Annotated in this window: 15 protein-coding genes; 9 read left to right on the plus strand and 6 right to left on the minus strand. The window is 67.9% G+C overall.

The features are described from left to right. Nucleotides 1-80: 80 nt before the first annotated feature. Nucleotides 81-1,100, minus strand: coding sequence for a class I SAM-dependent methyltransferase (locus tag BKA25_RS10865; protein ID WP_069853781.1), 1,020 nt, complete (start codon nucleotides 1,098-1,100; stop codon nucleotides 81-83). Nucleotides 1,101-1,127: 27 nt separating this feature from the next. Further along, nucleotides 1,128-2,276, minus strand: coding sequence for a branched-chain amino acid aminotransferase (locus tag BKA25_RS10870; protein WP_084643101.1), 1,149 nt, complete (start codon nucleotides 2,274-2,276; stop codon nucleotides 1,128-1,130). Between the two features lie 232 nt (nucleotides 2,277-2,508). On the opposite strand from BKA25_RS10870, the gene BKA25_RS10875 reads away from it, so the two are divergent. From BKA25_RS10875 to mppR, 4 genes are all read left to right on the plus strand, one after another. Next, a complete protein-coding gene (locus tag BKA25_RS10875; RefSeq protein ID WP_069850128.1) occupies nucleotides 2,509-3,753 on the plus strand; it encodes a cytochrome P450 in 1,245 nt (414 codons plus the stop codon). A gap of 189 nt (nucleotides 3,754-3,942) precedes the next feature. Then, nucleotides 3,943-5,088: an enduracididine biosynthesis enzyme MppP gene (gene mppP, locus BKA25_RS10880; RefSeq protein WP_069850126.1), complete on the plus strand. Its 1,146-nt coding sequence runs from the start codon at nucleotides 3,943-3,945 to the stop codon at nucleotides 5,086-5,088. Next, nucleotides 5,085-6,347 (plus strand): aminotransferase-like domain-containing protein, encoded by a 1,263-nt coding sequence (locus tag BKA25_RS10885; protein ID WP_084643099.1) that lies wholly within the window; start codon nucleotides 5,085-5,087, stop codon nucleotides 6,345-6,347. The genes mppP and BKA25_RS10885 overlap by 4 nt, the downstream gene beginning before the upstream one ends. After that, nucleotides 6,344-7,180, plus strand: a complete 837-nt coding sequence (mppR, locus tag BKA25_RS10890) for an enduracididine biosynthesis enzyme MppR (protein WP_069850124.1) — start codon at nucleotides 6,344-6,346, stop codon at nucleotides 7,178-7,180. Before BKA25_RS10885 ends, mppR begins: the two co-directional genes overlap by 4 nt. 61 nt (nucleotides 7,181-7,241) lie before the next feature. Here the strand turns inward: mppR and BKA25_RS10895 are convergent, their stop codons facing one another. After that, nucleotides 7,242-8,762: an MFS transporter gene (locus BKA25_RS10895; RefSeq protein WP_069850122.1), complete on the minus strand. Its 1,521-nt coding sequence runs from the start codon at nucleotides 8,760-8,762 to the stop codon at nucleotides 7,242-7,244. Nucleotides 8,763-8,914: 152 nt separating this feature from the next. Continuing rightward, nucleotides 8,915-9,439 carry a TetR/AcrR family transcriptional regulator gene (locus tag BKA25_RS10900; RefSeq protein WP_069850120.1) on the minus strand — a complete coding sequence of 175 codons (525 nt, stop codon included), beginning with the start codon at nucleotides 9,437-9,439 and terminating at the stop codon, nucleotides 8,915-8,917. Between the two features lie 229 nt (nucleotides 9,440-9,668). On the opposite strand from BKA25_RS10900, the gene aceB reads away from it, so the two are divergent. From aceB to BKA25_RS10920, 4 genes are all read left to right on the plus strand, one after another. Beyond that, complete coding sequence (gene aceB / locus BKA25_RS10905) at nucleotides 9,669-11,270, plus strand: malate synthase A (protein WP_069850118.1); 1,602 nt, start codon at nucleotides 9,669-9,671, stop codon at nucleotides 11,268-11,270. A 589-nt stretch (nucleotides 11,271-11,859) separates the two neighbouring features. Continuing rightward, entirely contained in the window at nucleotides 11,860-12,651 is a 792-nt protein-coding gene (locus BKA25_RS10910; protein WP_069850116.1) for an IclR family transcriptional regulator, read from the plus strand. 158 nt (nucleotides 12,652-12,809) lie between these two features. Continuing rightward, nucleotides 12,810-13,595 (plus strand): SDR family oxidoreductase, encoded by a 786-nt coding sequence (locus BKA25_RS10915; protein WP_069850114.1) that lies wholly within the window; start codon nucleotides 12,810-12,812, stop codon nucleotides 13,593-13,595. 41 nt (nucleotides 13,596-13,636) lie between these two features. After that, complete coding sequence (locus BKA25_RS10920) at nucleotides 13,637-14,020, plus strand: hypothetical protein (RefSeq protein WP_069850112.1); 384 nt, start codon at nucleotides 13,637-13,639, stop codon at nucleotides 14,018-14,020. 128 nt (nucleotides 14,021-14,148) lie between these two features. Here BKA25_RS10920 and BKA25_RS10925 read toward each other — a convergent pair whose 3' ends face one another. After that, the gene (locus BKA25_RS10925) at nucleotides 14,149-17,484 is read right to left on the minus strand and encodes a hypothetical protein (protein ID WP_157421124.1); all 3,336 of its coding nucleotides are present in this window, start codon (nucleotides 17,482-17,484) and stop codon (nucleotides 14,149-14,151) included. A gap of 251 nt (nucleotides 17,485-17,735) precedes the next feature. Here BKA25_RS10925 and BKA25_RS10930 point away from each other — a divergent pair, with 251 nt between their 5' ends. Continuing rightward, nucleotides 17,736-19,337, plus strand: a complete 1,602-nt coding sequence (locus tag BKA25_RS10930) for a carboxylesterase/lipase family protein (protein WP_069850108.1) — start codon at nucleotides 17,736-17,738, stop codon at nucleotides 19,335-19,337. A gap of 40 nt (nucleotides 19,338-19,377) precedes the next feature. Here BKA25_RS10930 and BKA25_RS10935 read toward each other — a convergent pair whose 3' ends face one another. Then, nucleotides 19,378-19,845 (minus strand): DUF6194 family protein, encoded by a 468-nt coding sequence (locus BKA25_RS10935; protein ID WP_069850106.1) that lies wholly within the window; start codon nucleotides 19,843-19,845, stop codon nucleotides 19,378-19,380. Between the last annotated feature and the right edge of the window lie 12 nt (nucleotides 19,846-19,857).

Below are 19,857 nucleotides of genomic sequence, written 5' to 3' on the forward strand. Positions count from 1 at the left end.
GCGGAACCACCCCGGAGCGGCACCGGTACCAACGGCTCGGGCGCCGTGCCCCCGCAGGGACACGGCGCCCGAGGCCCGGATCACTTCTTCTTGGCGATGAACAACCTGCCGGTCGGGAAGCGGTGCGGCACACACTCCACCTCGGAGAATCCCGCCTGCAGCAGCTTGGCGGTCCACTCCTGCTCGGTGAGCAGCCTGCGCCGCATGAACTGCTGGTGGTAGTAGGTCACGATGGCGCTGAACCGCCGCTCTCGGACGTTCTGCACGAACGGGACCGCCTCGGTGATCGCCATGATCCCGCCGGGCCGCAACGCATCGCGGCAGTTGGCCAACACACCGTCGGCGACGTCCTCCTCCTCCGGCATCATGTCGTGGAAGACGAAACCGGCGTGCACCACGTCGGCCCCGGCGACCGGGCCTGCGTCCTCGGCCACCGACTGGATCGACCGCTCCACCACGGTCAGTCGGTCGGACATCCCGGCGCGCTCGGCGGCGGCCTGCGCCTCCTTGCAGGAGGGTCCGTCCAGATCCAAGGCCACCGCGGTGGTCTCCGGAAGCTGCCCCAGGATCTCGATGAGCAACCGAGCGGTGCCCGCGCCGAGGTCGACGACGTGGGACGGCCGCGCCTTCAGGATGGTCTCCAACGCCACCGGGTAGAACGCCTTGGAACCCATCCACTCCGAGGCGACCGCGACCTGCCTGCCGTCCCGGGTGTGCCGCTTGCCCGCCGCACGGGGATCGCGCAGGAACTCGAGTGCGTTGTTGACGAACGGACGGTTGGCGTTGAGTGCCCAGGAGAGATACCCGGACTCGTACCGGATCTGGTCGAAGTCGTCGGCGACGGTGAACGTGCCGGGCAACTCGGTCGACTCCGACATGATCCCGGCGGAGGTCATCGCCTCCAGGTATTTCGCCACGCCCTCCGGGGGCACCAGGGTCTCCTCGGCGAGGCCGGCGACGGTCACCGCCTGCCCATTCTCGATATGGGGCACCAGGCCGAGTCGATCCCCGATCTCCAGCAGTGCAGCGGCGCCCGCCGCATCGGCGACCACCTCTCGGACGTCGGTGTCCAGAACCGTTTCCCTGTCGCGGATCGTCATCTTGCGCACTCCTTGAATTCCACTCGGTTATCGAACGGGGAACACCCATCCGTGGTGGTCGGGGCTGAGCCCGTGTTGGATGTCGACCAGCGCGCGACGTAGCCCCAGCGTCACCGGGCCCGATACGCCGCCGCCCACCTGCCACTCGCCCTCGGTGGAGCGCACCGTGCCCACCGGGGCGACCACGGCGGCGGTGCCGCAGGCGAAGGTCTCCGCCATCGAGCCGTCCTCGGCGGCGCTACGCCACTCGGTGATGCTCAACGGTTGTTCGTCGACCGCGTAGCCCGAGCCGCGGGCCAACGTGATCAGTGCGTCTCGGGTCACGCCCGGCAGGATCGTGCCGCCCAGTGGCGGCGTGATCAGCCTCGGTGAATCCGGCGGCCCGTAGACGAAGAACAGGTTCATCCCGCCCAGTTCCTCGATCCACCGCCGTTCCACCGCGTCCAACCACACCACCTGGTCGCAACCACGGGCCTTGGCCTCCTGCGCGGGCAGCAGACTCCCCGCGTAGTTGCCGGGGGTCTTGGCCTCACCGGTGCCACCGGGCGCGGCACGCACGTAGTCCCCACTGACCCACACGGTCAGCGGGGAGACCTCGCCGGGGAAGAAGTTGTCCGTCACGAACGCGATCAGCAGGAACAGATACTCCCTGGCAGGCCGCAGACCCAGATCGGACTCCGTCGCCAACAGCACCGGCCGCAGGTAGAGGCTGCTGCCCACCGTGGCCGGCACCCAGTCGCGGTCGGCGCCGACGAGTTCGGTGATGGCGGCGAGGAACAACGATTCCGGCAACTCCGGCATGGCCAGCCTGCGAGCGGAGCGCCGCAGCCGTTCCGAGGCCAGGTCGGGACGGAACACCCCGACACCGCCATCGGGTTGCGAGTACGCCTTCAGCCCCTCGAAGACGATCTGCCCGTGATGCAGGCCGACCGAAGCCGGGTCCAAGCGGAGGTCCTGGTACGGATCGAGCCGGGCGTCATGCCACCCCAGGTCCGCCGACCAGCGGATGGTGACCATGTGCTCGGTCAGCACCCGCCCGAAACCGGGCTGCCGCATGCGTTGGCTGCGTTGGGCGGCGGGAATCCGATTGGCGGCGGGCACGGTCCTCCGGGTGAATACCGGCGCGTTCTCGGTTGCGCTGTGCCCACGATGGTCGGTCGACCGAGTCTGCGTCATGAGCCTTCTTCCCCAGTCACCTTCGAGCGCTATCGTCGCGTGAGATCCGAGAATGATCCGCGGGCCCATCCCGCTCAACTCGCTTGAATGGAGCGGAAACCGGGCGGGTCAGCTTGCCGGTTTCCAACTCGGGAAACCTCGTTGTCCGCGTTGCCGGTTCTTCGGTAGAACAACGAATAAGGGACTTCTGCGGTCCGCAGGCAGTCATTCTTCGGTGAGGATCGAAACGTAGATGACGAATCACCATGCGGTTCGCGGGGAAACAGCGTCGATGATCGATCTGGCGGACCCCGACACGTTCCTGGCCAACGACCTCACCGACTTCTGGCGGCACCTACGCCACGAGCAACCGGTGTATCGGCATCCGGGCACCGCGCAGACAGGCGGGTTCTGGGTGTTGAGCCGACACGCCGACCTGCTCGCGGTCTACCGCGACACCGAGCACTTCACCTCGGAGCGGGGCAACATGCTCGACACCCTGCTGCATGGCGGCGACTCGGCCTCCGGCCGAATGCTGGTGGTGACCGACGGACCACGACACCGCGAGCTTCGACGGGTACTGCTGCGGGCCTTCGCTCCCCGTGCCCTGCGCGTGGTGGTCGAACGCCTGCAGGCCTCGGTGCGCCGCCTGGTGCTCGACGCCGCGCGAGCGGGCAGCGTCGACTTCGCCGCCGACGTGGCCTCGGCCATTCCGCTGGCGACCATCTGCGATCTGCTCGCGGTGCCCGACGTCGACCGCGCCCGCATCCTCGAATGGACCTCGGCCGCCCACGGTTCGGAGAACTGGCTCGCCGTGAACGAGATCCTCACCTATTTCGCCGGGCTGGCCAGGCAGCGTCGGGACACCCCGCACTCCGACGTCATCAGCCTGCTGGCCACCAGCGAGGTCGACGGGAAACTGCTGGAAGAGGACGAGATCATCCTCAACTGCTACAGCCTGATCCTGGGCGGCAACGAGACCACCCGACTGTCGATGATCGGCGGGGTGCTCGCGTTCATCGAGAACCCCGAGCAGTGGGCGGCGTTGCGCGATGGTCTGGTCGAGGTCGACAGCGCCGTCGAGGAGGTGCTGCGTTGGACCTCCCCGACGATGTACATGGGCCGCAGCGTGAAGTCCGATGTGGTCCTGCACGACACCGAGATCAAGGCCGGTGACGTGGTGACGCTGTGGAACATCGCCGCCAACCACGACGAAGCGGTATTCGACCAGCCGGAGCGCTTCGACCTGGCCCGCACCCCGAACAACCACCTGACCTTCGGGCACGGCCAGCACTTCTGCCTCGGGGCCTATCTGACCAGGATCGAGTTGAGCACCCTGTTCGAGGTGCTGCGCACGGCGGTCGCCGACATCGCGCTGCAGGGCACACCCGTGCGCATCCACTCCACGATGCTCACCGGCTACAGCAGCCTGCCCGTCTCGCTGCGTCCGAACCCCGAGGGCGCGGCCCGACTGGCCGCGCCCACCACCTCGGACTGAGTCGCCCCTTTCCTGCAAATTCAACTCGGTGTCCTATTCCGTCCATTGTGGATACGCTCTCCAACGTCCCGGCAGCTTTCGAATAAATGCCGGTGAGTGGGCCGTTCGCAGTGGTTCGACAATGATTTCTCGCTGCGCCCGGTCGCTCCAAGCACGTTCGTCCCACTACTCTCACGTTAGGTGCTTGTGATGACGACGCACGCGACATCGTCTGATCGCAGTCTCGGAAATCTCACCCAATTCGAGTATCTGGCATTGAACAATCCGCTCAATCTGGCCGATGGGCACGCCCGCCAGGAACTCACCCCCGGACAGGCCGGGATCATCGACGAACTCCCGGCGCTCTGGGCGGATTCGGTGAAACGTCCGGTGGAGGAGGTGGAGGCCGCCGCGCACCGCGCCTACTTCGAACTGCTCGGCCAGCGCGACTACCGGGCGGCCGACAGCCAGGTGCTCAGCTGCTACTCCTCGTCGGTGGCGATGGAGATCTTCGCCAGATCGCTGGCCACCGTCACCGACTCGATCATGCTGGTCCACCCGACCTTCGACAACATCCCCGACATCCTGCGCGGTGTCGGCCTGCGATTGGTGCCGCTGGAGGAGGAACCACTGCACGCGGGCACCATCGACCGCGAACAGCTGCGGTCCGTCGGCTGCGTCTTCGTCACCACCCCGAACAACCCGACCGGCCGAGTGCTGTCCCAACAGCGCCTCGCCGAACTCGCCGCGCTGTGTGCCGAGCTCGACGTCCTGCTCACCCTGGACACCTCGTTCCGGGGTTTCGACCCGGCCGCGCACTACGACCACTACGCGGTGCTCAACGCCAGTGGCTGCCGCTGGGTCGTCATCGAGGACACCGGGAAACTGTGGCCCACCCTGGAACTGAAGATCGGTTGGCTGGTGTCCTCCGCGCACGCCGGACTGCCGTTGGCCAGGATCTACTCCGACATCCTGCTCGGCGTGTCACCGCTGGTGCTGTCCATGGTCCGCCGGTTCTCCGAGGACGCCGCCGGCGGTGGCCTGGCCGATCTGCACCGCTTCATCGCGGGAAACCGGGCCCAGTTGCGCGGCGCGCTGGCGGGGCTGCCCGAGGTGCGGATCATCGATCCCGATTCCAAGGCCAGCGTCGAGCGGATCGACCTCGGCAAGCGGTCGGCCCTGGACGTGTGGGCGGCGCTGCGCGATCAGAACGTGTTCGCCCTGCCGTGCCAGAAATTCCACTGGGCCCGACCCGATGAGGGCGATCACAGCCTGCGGATCGCGCTGGCCAGGCCCACCGCCACGGTCGCCGCGCTGACCAAGGCGCTGCGCTCCGTGCTTCTCGACTCCCGATGACCACCGGCCTGCCGATGGGCGCCGACCCGGCGGATGACCGGGCGGCGGCCGCGCCCTCGACCGAGCCGTCCTCCACCGCGGGACCGCTGTCGCACCGCCGCCGCTGGCAGCTCGGGGTGGTGCAGTCGATGGGGCCGCCCGAGCTGATCGATCTCGTCCCCGGCTATCTGGACCCCGATCTGTTGCCGGTGGACCTGCTGCGAGGTGCGTACCGCGATGCTCTAGCCGAATTCGGTTCCGCAGCGCTGAGCTACGGAGACAACCAGGGCGCCGTGGAATTCCGAGAGGTCATGGCATCCCTGGTGAGCCCCGCCTGTGGACCGGAACACGTGCTGTCCACGGCGGGCACCTCACACGCGTTGCACCTGATCGCCACGGGACTCGCCGACCCCGGCGATGTGGTGTTGGTCGAGCAGACCGGTTACGACCTCGGCCGGGGCATCCTCGCCGACTGCGGGCTCCGGCTGCGCGAGGTACCGACGGATGACGACGGTCTGGACCCGGCGGCCTTGCGATCCTCGGTGCTCGAAGCACGCTCCGGTGGGCAGCGGGTCGCCTTCGTACTGGTCACCCCCACCTTCCACAACCCGACCGGGCGAGTCATGTCACTCGAACGCCGACGAGAACTGATTGCCGTGGCACATCACCTCGGGGTGCTGGTGGTCGAGGACGACGCCTACGCGGATCTAGGCCTGACCGAGCCGACGTTGCGGCCGCCGACCCTGCTGGAGATGGCGGGTTTCACCGGCGTCATCGCGCTGCGGACCTTCTCGAAGACCCTCGGGCCGGGCCTGCGGCTGGGCTGCATGGTCGCCGAGCAGTCCCTGGTGCAACGCCTGGTCTCACACGGGTACTTCGTCAGCGGTGGCGCACCCAACCACACCACCTCGCTGGCGATCACCCGGCTGATCAGCGACGGCGACTACCACCGACATCTCGAGTGGCTGCGCACCCGACTGCGGACCCGGCGGGACGCACTGCTCGGGGCGCTGCGCGACGGGCTCGGCACCGATCCCGTCCTGCGGTTCACCACCCCGGCAGGCGGTTATTTCCTCTGGGCGTGGAGCCGAGGCGACCACCGGGAGACCGATCTGCTGGCCGCCGCCGCCCGCGCGGGGGTGGCCGTCGCCGAGGGATCCCGCTTCGGCACCACGTCCGCGCCGAGCGCCCGACTGGCCTACAGCTTCAATTCGCCGAGCCGGCTGGCCGACGCAGGCGCCAGGCTGGCCGAGGCCCTGACTCTGGAGCAGAACCGATGAGCGACCCGAACCATGGACCCACCGGATACAGTCTGCCGCTCTCGCCGACGGGAGCCTCCGCGATGCTCACCCCGCCACCGTGGCATTTCGCGGGCGAGGTGGTGATGGTCGACTACCGCGTCGACCCGGACCGGGCGGCCCGATTCCTGCCGCCCGGCCTGGACCTGGGCCCGGATCCGGGCGCGGCGGCGGCGGTGTTCGCCGACTGGCAGTGGTGTTCGGACGACGGAGCCGAGCTGACGGACCCACAGCGTTGCCAGTTCGGCGAATTCCTCATCCTGCTGGGCTGTTCGGCAGGCGATCGGGTGATGGCGCGCTGCCCGTACGCCTGGGTGGACAGCGCGGTGCCGATGCTGCGCGGCTGGGTGCAGGGCATGCCCAAGCAGTTCGGCGAGATCCACCAGACCCGAACCCGGTCGGTGGGCCGGGCCGGACCCCGGTTCGCCACCAACGGTCGCTACGACGGCACTCTCTCGGTGCGGGGCAAGCGCATCGTCGAGGCGTCGGTGACGCTGTCCGAACGACTCGACGAACCACCGTGGCTGCACACCGTGCCACTCGTGCACACCAGGACCTTCCCTGGCTGGGTATCGGATACCCCTCCCGTGGAGGAACTGGTCACCTCGCAGGTGACCGGCGTGGAGTTCTCCGAGATCCTCGCAGGCGAGGCCACCCTGGACTTCGGGGCGGCGTTGGACGACGACTTCGCCGGTCTCGCCCCGGTGTCCGTCGGAAGGGGATACGTCTTCGGCTATGCCGAGACGCTGTGCGGCGGCGCGTTGTTGGCGCCGCCCACCGCGTCGCCGCCCGTCGCGGTCGGGATGACCGGCTGAGCAGTCCGTGAGCCGTCGGGCCCGGTGTCGATCGCGGACGCCGGGTCCGACGAGCATCGGATCAGTGTCCGTGGACGCTGCCCGCTGTGGCCTTGTCCATCTCGTTGCCGGTCGGCGATCGACGCAGCAGGAAGGCCGAGAGGACTGCGGCACCGAGCAACGCGACCGCGGAGACGGCCACCACCACGATGTAACCCGTGTCGAAGGCGCTGTTCGCGGCCGTGAGCAGGGCCGAAGCCTCGCCGTCGGACATCCCGGCGGCCGCGATGCGCGCATCGTCGATGCTGTTCGCCGCGCTCGGGTCCGCACCATCGGGCAACGACACCGTGCTGGTGTAGACGAGCCCGAGCACGCTGCCCAGGATCGCGACGCCGGTCAGACTGCCGAACTCGTAGGAGACCTCCTCGACGGAGGAGGCCATCCCGGCCCGATGCGCGGGGGCGTTACCGAGGATCGAGGACGATGCCGCGGCCATCGCGGCACCGAGACCTGCACCGGTGACCACCAGTCCGATCGTCGCGTAGATCGGGTCGGCGGAGACGACCAGCAGCAGGCTGGCGACGCCGATCGCCGAGATCAACATGCCTGCCGAGATCACCAGCTTGGCGCCCCACCGATGCAACAACGCCCCGGCCACGATGGACGCGGGCAGCGCGCCGACGGCCTCCGCCGCGACGATCAACCCGGCGTGCAGCGGAGTGAGCTCCAAGACCAGCTGGAAACGCTGGGTCAGGACGAGCTGGACCCCGGCGACGGTGAACATCGACAGGCTCGCCGCGATGACGCCGGTCAGAATCCGCCGGTCCCGGAACAGCCCGAAATCGATCAGCGGATACGGCTGCTTCCGTTGCCTACGGCCGAAGAACCAGAACCCGATCAACGACACCACCAGTGCGATCACGGTCGCAGACATCGAGGGGTCGGGCTTGGTGACCTCCTTGATGGCATAGACCAGACCGACCAGGCCGACCATCACCTGCAGCGAGGCGATCAGATCCCACGGGTGCGCCGGATCGCCCTTGCTGTCGGGCGCCACCAAAATCGTGGCGACGATCGCCACCGCCACCACCGGAACGTTGATCAGAAACGCCGAGCCCCACCAGAAGTACTCCAACAGCAGGCCGCCGACGATCGGCCCGAGGGCGACACCGCAGACCGATAGTCCGCCCCAGACGCCGATCGCGACGCCGAACTCGCGGGGATCGGTGAAGGTGATGCGGATCAGCGCCAGCGTGGCGGGCATCATCGCCGCCGCACCCACCGCCAAAAAGGCCCGCGCCGCGATGAGCACGGCCGCGCTCGGTGCGAACGCGGCCAGCACCGAGGTCAGCCCGAACAGGACCAGCCCGGCCAGGAACATCCGTTTGTGGCCCACCCGGTCGCCGAGGGCGCCCGCGCCCAGCAGCAACCCCGCCATGACCAGCGGATAGGCATTGATGATCCACAGCTTCTCGGAAGCCGTCGCCTGCAGATCATGGGTGAGCGTGGGCAACGCGGTATAGAGCACGGTCATGTCGACCGCGATCAACAGCACTCCTGCCGACACCGTCCAGAGGACGAGCCAACGCCTTACCTTTGACACCGGTTCACCTGTGTTCTCATCGATGGGTGCGCGATTTCGGGGCGTGCCGTGGAACCCGCTGTCTGCCGTGTGACGGCGTGGGCGGGACCGGGCTGTTCTGCCTGGGGGCTTCGTGGCCGAGCGGTAGCCGATCTCGTCGTGGTGCTTCGAGATCAACCGTCGGCAGGGGCCGCCAACGCGCTGATGCGCTCGGTCAGTGCCGTTCGCAGTTCGGGGGAGAACGTGGTGCCCATCGAGACCTCGTACAGCCACAGTCCGTCGGCCGCCAACCAGGCGACGAACAGATCGAGTTCGGTCATGTCGGGTGACCAGCGTTCGATCATGGTGTTCCACGGCTCGCACAGCTCGGGTTTGCCCACCGATTCGAGGACGAACACCAGATCCGCTCGGCTGGCACCGTCGACCGAGACCTTCGTGTAGGCCGCCAGACGTTCCTGCTGGGTCGACTCCTCGACGGGCTTACCCAAGGCGGCGAGGAGTTTCTCTTCCCAGCAGTCGGCGATGTGACGCTGGATCGCCAGCATCAGTGCGTCGCGGGTGCGGAAGTGGTAGAGCAGTCCGCCCTTGGTCAGCCCGGCGGCCTCGGCCACCGAGTCCAGGGTCACGCTCGTGATGCCGTCGTTCTCGGCCACCCGCATCGCGGCCTCGAGGATCAGGGTTTTGGAGCTGGGGCGCATGAGAGTAACTGTACCTTCCGGAAGGTACAGTTACGCATTCGCGAACGCGAAGATCGCCGCTTTTCGCGCAGTTTTCCGTCGGTTGTGCCGGTGGTGTCCTTGTGTCACCAGGGCGAATACCTTTTCGGAATAGTGTTTCCATATCGCGAAAGATGTGTCACTCTGGCGAGACGCCGGGGAACGGCCGCCTCGGTCGTCCACTCGAAACGACGATGTACGGGAGTCAGCGATGTCGGACACCGCGCCCTTGACGCTTCGCGGAACCGGAGTCGACCGTGTCGACGAGGTCTTCACCCCGGAGGCGATCGAGCTGATCGAGATGCTGCATCGCCGATTCGAACCGACCAGGGTGGCGCTGCTGGCCGAGCGCGGCGAACGGGAACGCCGACTCGCGGCGGGCGGCAGCCTCGACTTCCTGCCCGAGACCAGGGAAATCCGCGAGGACCCGACCTGGACCGTCCCGCCGCCCGCGCCCGGTCTTGAGGACCGGCGGGTCGAGATCACCGGCCCCACCGACCGCAAGATGACGATCAACGCTCTCAACAGTGGCGCCAAGGTCTGGCTCGCCGACTTCGAGGATGCCAACACCCCGTCCTGGGCCAACATGATCGACGGGCAGCTCAACCTTCGTGCCGCACTGGAGGGCACCCTGGATTTCGTCTCCGAGGCGGGCAAGGCCTACACCCTCGGCGAGGAGATCGCGACCATCGTCGTGCGCCCCCGAGGCTGGCACCTGATCGAGAAGCACGTCGAGGTCGACGGCACCCCGGTCGCGGGCGGCCTCGTCGACTTCGCGCTCTACCTCGTGCACTGCGGCCGCCTGCAGATCGACGCCGGTCGCGGCCCCTACTACTACCTGCCGAAACTCGAAGGACACCGCGAAGCGCGGCTGTGGAACGACGTGTTCACCCTCGCCGAGCAGTACCTCGGCCTGGCCACCGGCACCATCCGCGCCACCGTGCTCATCGAGACCATTCCCGCCGCGTTCGAGATGGAGGAGATCCTCTACGAACTGCGCGACCACTCCGCAGGCCTGAACGCAGGCCGCTGGGACTACCTGTTCTCCATCATCAAGAAGTTCCGCGAGCACGGCGAGAAGATGGCGTTCCCCGACCGCAGCGCACTCACCATGACCACCTCGTTCATGCGTGCCTACACCGAACTGCTGGTCACCACCTGCCACCGTCGCGGCGCACACGCCATCGGCGGTATGGCCGCCGCCATTCCCAGCCGCCGGGACCCCGACGCCAACGCCATTGCGCTGGCCAAGGTGCGCGAGGACAAGACCCGCGAGGCAGGCGACGGATTCGACGGGTCCTGGGTCGCCCACCCCGACCTCGTCCCGGTCTGCCGGGAGGTCTTCGACGGCGTCCTCGGCGACGCACCCAACCAACTCGACACCCGCTGCGAACACGTCGACGTCGACGCCGGGCAACTCCTGGACGTGGCCAGCGTTCCCGGCCGGGTCACCACGGCAGGCCTGCACAACGACGTCGCCGTCGGACTGCGCTACCTCGAATCCTGGCTGCGTGGCTCCGGGGCCGTCGCGATCTTCGGTTTGATGGAGGACGCGGCCACCGCCGAGATCTCCCGATCCCTGATCTGGCAGTGGGTGCACACCGGGGCCCGCCTCGAGGACGACACCGCCATCACACCGGAACTCATCGACACCGTCATCACCGAACAACTCGACCGGGTGCGAGGGGAGATCGGCGAGGAGGCCTTCGCCGCCGGGCGGTGGACGGACGCCGAGGCGCTGTTCCGCCATGTCGCCCTGACCGACCCGTTCGTGGATTTCCTGACGGTCGCGGCGTACGACAGCCTGGACTGAGTGGGGTCGGGTAGGTCCGTCGCGGCCTGTTCGGGCGTGGGTGACCAGGCTGATCGAGATATTGCCTCGGGTGCTCGGCCGCCCCGCCTGCGTGGGGCTTACTCATCATCACCCATGACCAGGAAGAGACCAGGAGGCTCACCCCCGCCTGCGCGGGGCTTACAACGCCCCGGAGTTCCCGCCCGCGCTGGTGTAAGGCCCACCCCCGCCTGCGCGGGGCTTACGGGACCCACTCGACTTTCCGCCACGACCAGTAGGGCCCACCCCCGCCTGCGCGGGGCTTACTGGGGAATCCGGGGAGCCTGCTTCGTGTGCGGGGGCCCACCCCCGCCTGCGCGGGGCTTACCCCTTTTTGACCTGCACCGTCAGCGGGTCGTGATGCGTTCGTGATCTACGTTGTCGATGTGCTGCACGACGTCTCCGAAGCGTTCGATGATGACGATCTTAGCGACGGCTCGTCGATCGTCGCCGACGAACTCGAAGCCACCGCACCACACCACAGGCACCGAGTCGGAACTTCCAGGCACGACACCGATGACCTGGGATAGTGTGGTCGATCTTTTCCGTTTCACCCGAGGGAGGCCCATCGATGGCCGAGGAGACCGGGCCCGGTCCCGTGCAATCGGTGGTCCGCGCGTTCGCGATCCTGGAATGGCTTGCCGCGCACGGTGGGGAGGCCGGGGTGAGCGAACTCGCGGAGGGCCTCGATCTGGCCCTGCCCACCACACATCGGCTGATGCGCACGCTGTCGACCATGGGCTACGTGCGGCAACTTCCGTCCCGGCGGTATGCGTTGGGACCCGGCCTGGTGGGTCTAGGCGATCGGGCCTCGGCGCTGCTGGCCACCTGGGCCCGGCCGACCCTGGTCGAGCTGGAGCAGACCGTCCAGGAGACGGCGAATCTGGCCGTGCTGGACGGCGACATGGTCGTCTATGTCGCGCAGGTGCCGTCCCGTCATCAGATGCGGATGTTCACCGAGGTCGGACGCCGGGTGTTTCCGCATTCGACCGGCGTGGGCAAGGCATTGCTGGCCGGGCTGCCCGACGACCGGGTCCGTGCACTCCTCGGTCGTACCGGACTGCCCGCCTACACCCCGAACACCCTGACCACCGAGGCCGAGGTATTGGCGGAACTCGCCGGAATCCGCGAGCGCGGTTATGCGGTGGACGAGGGCGAACAGGAGATCGGCGTGCGATGTTTCGCGATCGCCGTCCCCGGCGGCGATACCCCGACAGCGCTCTCGGTGTCCGGGCCGAGCAGCCGGGTGACGGCCGAGGCGGAGTCCTGGATGGTCCCCGCGCTCAAGAAAGCGGCCGCCGAGCTGGCCGAGGTGTTGACTCCGGGGGAGCCGAGCCGGTTCGTCGAACCCCGGGGTCGGTGACTTGCGCATCGGCGCGCGCGGGGCCGGGCGCGCCGACCTGTGTCGCGATTGGACACGGGTTCGATGCGGCATACGGTGAGGTTGTTGCGGCCGCAACAGAAGTGGTCGGACGCCGAGCGGGCCGGCCGGCCCGCAGCACAGCGAGGAAAGTGAGCGCAATGGCACGCACATACGTGGTGACCGGGGCGGCCTCCGGAATCGGGGCCACTCTCGCGGAGAAGCTGAGCGCCGAAGGGCATCGCGTCATCGGCGCGGACCTGCGCGGTAGCGACATCGATGCCGACCTGCAGACCACCGATGGGCGTGCCGCGCTGGTCTCCCGGGCGACCGAGCTGACCGGGGGCCGGATCGACGGTGTCGCCGCAGTTGCCGGGCTGTCCGCGCCGATTCCGGCCACCGCCGCCGTCAACTACTTCGGCGCAGTGGCCACTCTGGAGGGGCTGCGGCCGCTGCTGGCCGAGTCCGAGGCCCCGCGCGCCGCAGTGGTCGCCTCCCTCGCAGCCATCGAGCCGATTGACGAGTCGCTGATGGCGGCCCTGTCCGCAGGCGACGAGCAGGAAACCCTGGCCATCTCGGAGCGGATCGCCGCCGAGGCGGCCGTCGGCGCGGGCAACCTGATCTACAACTCGTCCAAGCGCGCCCTGAGCCTGTGGCTGCGCGCCCAGGCACCGACCGCAGCCTGGGCCGGGGCCTCCATCCCGCTCAACGCGGTCGCCCCCGGCGTCATCGAGACCCCGATGATCGCCGAACTGCTGGCCACCGAGGAGGGCAGGGCGGCACTCTCCGCAGGCGCACCCGCACCGCTGAACGGCCCCGCCGCCCCGCCCGCCGCGCCCGCGAACCTGCTCGCCTGGCTGCTGAGCCCGGAGAACACCCATGTGACGGGCCAGATCATCTACGTAGACGGCGGAGCAGAAAGCATCCGACGCCCGGATCTCGTCTGAGTGCTCATCGGGCGCTCCTGCGCCCGAACAAGGAGACCCGGATGGGCTTGGTGCTGTTTCCCGATGACGGGGACCTGAGCAGTCCCGATATCTCCTGGTCGCATCACGGTTTTCACCTGTTGCGGCAACGGCTGGCCGAAGCCGAGGGGTTCACGCTGACCGCGATGGCGGGCTTCGGCGGTGATCGGCCGTGGACCGATGTCGTCACCACGCTGGCACCGTTGCTGGACCACCCGGACGACGACGGTCCCGACCTCACACCCGCTCAGTGTGCGGCGATGCTGCCCCGGTTGGAAACGATCGTCGAGCGTTGGCAACGCGAGGCCCACGATCCCGTGGTGCGCCATCATCTCGACGACCTACGGCAGCTGGTCGTGGTGCTGCGATTCTGTCTGGCCGAGGACGTCGATCTCAGCTTCGGCTGACCAGCGGTTCCAGTCGAGTAGTGCTTGATCGACACACCGGTCACCGAACTCAGCCCCTTCGGCGAGCCTGCTCCGTAACCACCGACTTCGGTGGCGCCCCGGGCACATCGCCCGGGGCGCCACCCGCACTAACCGGTCAGCCACCGGTCGGCTCGAACCGACCGAGCAGCCTCGCGGACATCGGGATCCTGGTGCTGAGTCAGGTCGTCGATCAGGTTGATCCATTCGTCGGTGAGCTTGGCCTGTCGCGCGCCGAGCGCGACCACCCCGACAGCCAACTGCCCGGGTATTGAACCGGCCTGACCCAACAGGTGACGGATGATCACCCGCACCGTGTCGAGATTCGCCGAGACGTAGCCCGCCCACCTCATGACCTTGCCGGGCCATCGGGCAGGTCGTTCGTCGATCGCCGCGATCAACTCATCCCAGAGGGCCGGATCGGGCGGCCCGCTCAGGGAATCCGCCGCCAGCCGTGCCGTCAGCGTCGCCACGGAGACCTGCATTCCCACCGCTCGGCAGCCATCGATCAGCGCCTGGACGGTCTGTCGATCGATTGCCTTGCGATCCCACATCGGGAGGTTGGTCATCTCCTTGAGTCGCTGCCAGGCAGCCGCCGCGACGCCACGATCGGGCGAGCCGATGTCCGCGACCAACCGATCGACGAGCCCCGTCACGGCGGTTGGTCGCCGAGTCCGCAGGACCAGTTGCCACACCGCCTCCGCAACCTCCCGAGGAGCGTCCGCTCCGACCAGCCGGGATAGCCGATCCACCGCGCGCGGCTCGGTTCGCCAGCACTGCTCGTAGGCCGACACCACCTCGCAGCACAGCGCGGGATCGTCGGTCGGTGACAGCCCGTCGACCACGGTGGCGAGCAAACCGGCCCACGATCCTTGCCGATCAGCGGTGAAGGAGTCGGCCCCGCAGGACAGGACGGCCGTCCGCACGGCCGCCGGTCCCCGGATAGCCTCGATCAGCAGCGCCGAGATCTTCTCCGACGTACCGAGATACCCCACGAGAGCCACCGCCATCGCCGCGCGGAGATCGCGATGTACCCCGGGATCGGCCCAAGCCTCCACCAGCAGGTCCAACGCACCGACCGGCTGGCGGGCGCCCAGCACTCGGACCGCCTCCTTGGCCGCGCCCAGTGACCCGCTCCGATCCAGCACGACCGGCCGCAGCAGGTCGACCGCCAGGTCCCCCGGCAGACCATCCACCGCGGAACCCAGCGCACGCACTGCGGCACGAGGCGCTGGACCGGAGGCCGCAGCAGCGTGTCGTAAGAGGACCGGCAGCACCTGCTCCGACCGCATTCGCACCGGAACCGACCGGCCCAGTGCCTCCAATGCCGCCGCCGCGATCGGTTGGGGCGCCGATTCGACGATGGAGAGCAACGCCGCACCCTCGGAGACCAGTTCCACCGCCGCCGCGCGCTCCCGGATTCCGGCGGTCGGATTCTCGATCACCGACATCGCCCGCGTCTGCATCGACGACCGTTGGGCGGCGGTCCACCGGCCATGGCAGCCAGAGGCGACCGGCGGAAGGGACTGGCCCGCCGCCAACATGCGGTCCAACAGGTCCGTCCGTCTCGTCACCACGACCTCCCAGAGCCGGTCGACCATGCCGAGCGAGGGATCGTGCGAGACCAACTCTCCGACGCGTTGCTCCCGCAGCCCGTCGACCGTCACCCACCGGTTGGCCGCAGCCGCCCGATCGGCTGAATCGACTGCGGTGCGGGCGATATCGCCGATCAGTCGGTCCAGCTCGGGCACCGCCGCCAGCCGTGTCCCGAAGAGACGGGCAACGCGGAGCGCGAGGTCGAATCGGTGGGCTCGGACCCCCGCGATCACCTGTTCTCGTATTGCCGTCCACAGCCGAGCGACACTTCCCGCTGGCAGCGGAATCCTCGCCGGGAACTCGACCGAGGTTCGTTCGTCGGCGTACACCCGGGCGAGGAGCTTGCCGAGGTCTACCACTCGATCGGCCTGCGCGCGGGACGCCGAGCTGGTCAACTCCCTGGTCAACCACCGTGCCAGCAGATCACAGGTTCGCGGAGCCGCATCACGGGCTCCAACGGTTGCCGTCACCGCCTCCCAGAACACCCGAATGGGAATCTCGGACGACAGCCGGGCAGGTGTCTCGACGAGGACCTGCAACACCGAAGACCGAATCCGATCCTGGTCATGCCAGGCGCGGTCCGCCGAACACACCGCCGAGGCGAAGGCCTGCGGATCACGCTCGGCGGCGGCGCATCGCAACAACGCCATCCAGGCGGCACGCCGTTGCTGATAACGATGGCTGGAGGTCGCCGTCCGCAACAGCGGCTCGGCCCGGTCGTAGGGCAACGCCGAGGTGATGGCGAGCCGATACCAACCAAGGTCGCGGACACCGGTGTTCGCCGAGAGAATTCGTTCCGCCAACTCGACCCGGTCGGCGCTCGGGAGCACGCGTAATTCCTCTCCCATGGTCGAGATGGGGGATTCACCCGCCGGATAGACGAGGTCGAAGCACTTCCGCCGGTCCTGCAACGCAACGGCCGCCAACACGGACGCCCGCGTCGAGCCGTTGACGAACAGCCGCAACAACGCCGCGACCTCCGTCGTGGGGAGCTCCGCGATGGCCGTTCGTGCTGCTTTGGACAAGGCCAGTGACCGGGAGTGCACCGGTTCCCCTTCGCGCAATTCGCGGATCAACAGCGCGGGCCGAGTTAACAGGGCGTCGAGGTAGGAATCGGCATCGACATGGACCAACGCCCGCATGGCGTCCCCGTAACGAGCGGTGGCCTCGGCCAGCACCGAGGGATATCGGGTGGCGAGAACGGTCAACGCTGCCGAACGGGCTCGCAACCAACAGACCTGCGCATGGCGCTCCCGCCTCGCGATCTCGAAGGCCAGGAAACGGGCCACCGGTTCCGGTGCAGTGCGGGCCAGCCGTCCGAGTAGACCCGGTGATGGCTCCACCCCGGGCAACCAACGGGCCACAACGGATGCCGAACACGCGACCAACAGCTCGGCCAACTCGACGCGGCCGTAGCGCTCCAATACCAGCGGCACCAGCGAATCGGCGAGCGCACGCCGCCGCGACAGCCGCAGCACCCCATACGTGGCGATCCGATCGCGTCGGGAGCCCATTGTCACGACGGAGGTCAACGCGAGATCGGACACCGGCAATCGGATCGCCGCCGACAGGGCTCGTCGGCGCAGCACCGGATCGGCAAGGGCTCGCTCGACACCGATCAGGTCCCGCCGAACCACGGCCAGCTGTAGTGCGAGGAAACGTTCGTCTTCGGAGGTTCCGTTGTCCAGTGCCGTGTGCAGCGCGACATAGTCGTCGTGCGACAGAGCACGGGCATGTTCGGTGATGGCCTGCATGCGGGCCGGGAAGGACAGCGAATCGAGGCTGTCGATGAAGGAGGTAACGGTTTCTTCGCCGGGCTCGTCGGCTCTCGGCTCTTCTGACGCGCTCACCAGATGGTGGCGACATCGTCCTTTCGTGTCATCACGGCGATCATGATGCGTCATGGCACGGTCGTTGACAAGGAAAACGCGGACAGTGGACGGACTGCGAGGGAACAGCAGCCGCCGCAGGCAACTCACGAGTGTCAGGCCGCAATCGGTGCCACAGACCGGCGAACCGATGCCCACACCCATTCGGTACACGCCGGGACAAAACCCCCGCTCGACGAGACGAGTACCCCCGGACCTGTGATGATGCGGCCATGATGACGAGGAATCAGCTGCCCAGAGCGGGATTGACGGCCTTGGTCCTGGTAGCAGCGGTCGCCTGCACACCCGCGTCGGATTCGAACGCAGAGCAACCCGAACCGATCGGCGATCGGACTGTTGTCGAACAGGGCGAATTGGCGGGTCGAGTCGACGGTGAGGTGATCCGATACGACGGGATCCCCTACGCGGCTCCGCCGGTGGGGGAGGCCCGCCTTGCGCCGCCCGCCGAACCCGAATCTTGGTCGGGCACCTTCGATGCCACCGCTCCCGGCCCGCGCTGCGTCCAGGCACCAGCCCCGCCGACATTCGAGGCGAGCAGCGAGGAGGACTGTCTCAGCCTCAACATCACTGCTCCGTCGGACACCTCGCAATCCAGCGACCATCCGGTGTTGGTGTGGCTGCACGGCGGCGGTTTCAGTGGTGGCGCAGGCAGCGATTACGACCCGAAGCGGCTTGTCGTGGATGGCTCACTCGTGGTGGTCACCATCAACTACCGTCTCGGTGCGCTCGGATTCCTCGGTCCGGAGGGCACCGACGCCAACTTCGGCCTCCTCGACCAGCAGGCCGCGCTGCGGTGGGTGCAGAACAACATCGGCGACTTCGGTGGCGACCCGACGAATGTGACGCTGGCAGGTCAATCCGCAGGCGCCGATTCGGTGTGCGCCCAGCTCGCCTCGTCCTCGGCCGACGGGCTGTATCAGCGCGCGATCCTTCAATCGGGGAGCTGCTCGGAGACCAACGTGACCGATGCGATCCTGCCGGGTGCCGGACCGGCCGCAGACACCTGGAAACCCCGTGATCTCGTCGCGTCGCAGAGCGCCGACTTCGCGGAATCGGTCGGCTGTACGGCGCCCGAGACGATGGTGGACTGCCTGCGGGAACTGCCCGTCGAGGAGTTCACCTCGGAGGCTGCGGCAGGCTATTGGAGTCCCACCCTGGGCACACCGACGCTGCCCGACCACCCCGCCGTCGCGATCGCCGGGGGCCGAACCTCGGACGTGCCGATCTTGATCGGCGTCAATGATGACGAGGGCGGTTACTTCGCGGGAACCTTCTTCGGCGCGGATCCATTGGAACAAACCGACCTCGACGGGCTCCTGGCGTCGGCAGCGGGGCCGCGCACACCCGAGGCGATCGAGGCCTATCCGGTCGAGGGACGGACGCCCAATCGGGTCTGGGGCGACGTGATCTCCGACCGGGGCTATGCCTGTCCGAACCTCACGAGCTGGCGGTCGATGGCCGACCACGGCACGGTCTACGTCTATGAGTTCGCCGATGAGACCGCCCCTTCATGGTTCGGTGAGATTCCATCGGACCTCGCAGGTCAGGGCGCCGTGCATGGCGCGGACATCGGCTACCTGTTCGACCTCCCCGCAGCGGAACTGCAGCTCGACGAGAAGCAGCGGGCACTAGCCGACCGACTACGCGAATCCTGGGCTCGGTTCGCCACCACCGGCGATCCCGCCCACGGCGAATCAGATCAGCGATCGGACTTCGACACGGACGGCCAGGTGATGGTCTTCACCGCCGACGGGCCCGAACCGGTCTCCGACACCGATCTCGCCGCGCGCCACCACTGCGAGATCTGGAGCTGACCACGGCCAAGCGCAGTGGGGCCGTGGTCAGCTGGCATGGTCAGGAGGCTGCGGGATCGGCCTTCCGATTGGCGTGCTTGCGAGCGGCGAATCGATAGGCGGCATCGAGAAGGCCGTGAACCTCGCGGAGACTCGCGTCGGCCGGATTGAGGGCACAGACCCAGTGCTGGCCGCCGTAGACCGGGTGCGGCATCAGCAGATCGAGTGCCGTGTAATCGAACTCGGTGACGAACATGCCGTTCTCGTCCCGCTCGGTGGGAGCCTTGCCGAAGCGGGCGGTGTAGTCGGTCTTGCTCAGCCCGATGTTGATCCGATAGGTGTCCGGCCGGTGCAGTCGGGACGCCGTGTCGTAGTTGTCGTCGGTGACGATCGTGGCGAAGGGGAACCACCGCTGCGCCGGGAGATCACCGTCGGGGTCGTAGGCGAAGAACGAGTCGCCCGCGTTTTCCATCATGGCGACCCCCTCGAAGCTCTCGCAGATGTGGTTGCGCAGGGCGGTGGCGTCCATGTTCGGATCTCC

Source organism: Actinoalloteichus hymeniacidonis (assembly GCF_014203365.1).
GTDB lineage: Bacteria > Actinomycetota > Actinomycetes > Mycobacteriales > Pseudonocardiaceae > Actinoalloteichus_A > Actinoalloteichus_A hymeniacidonis.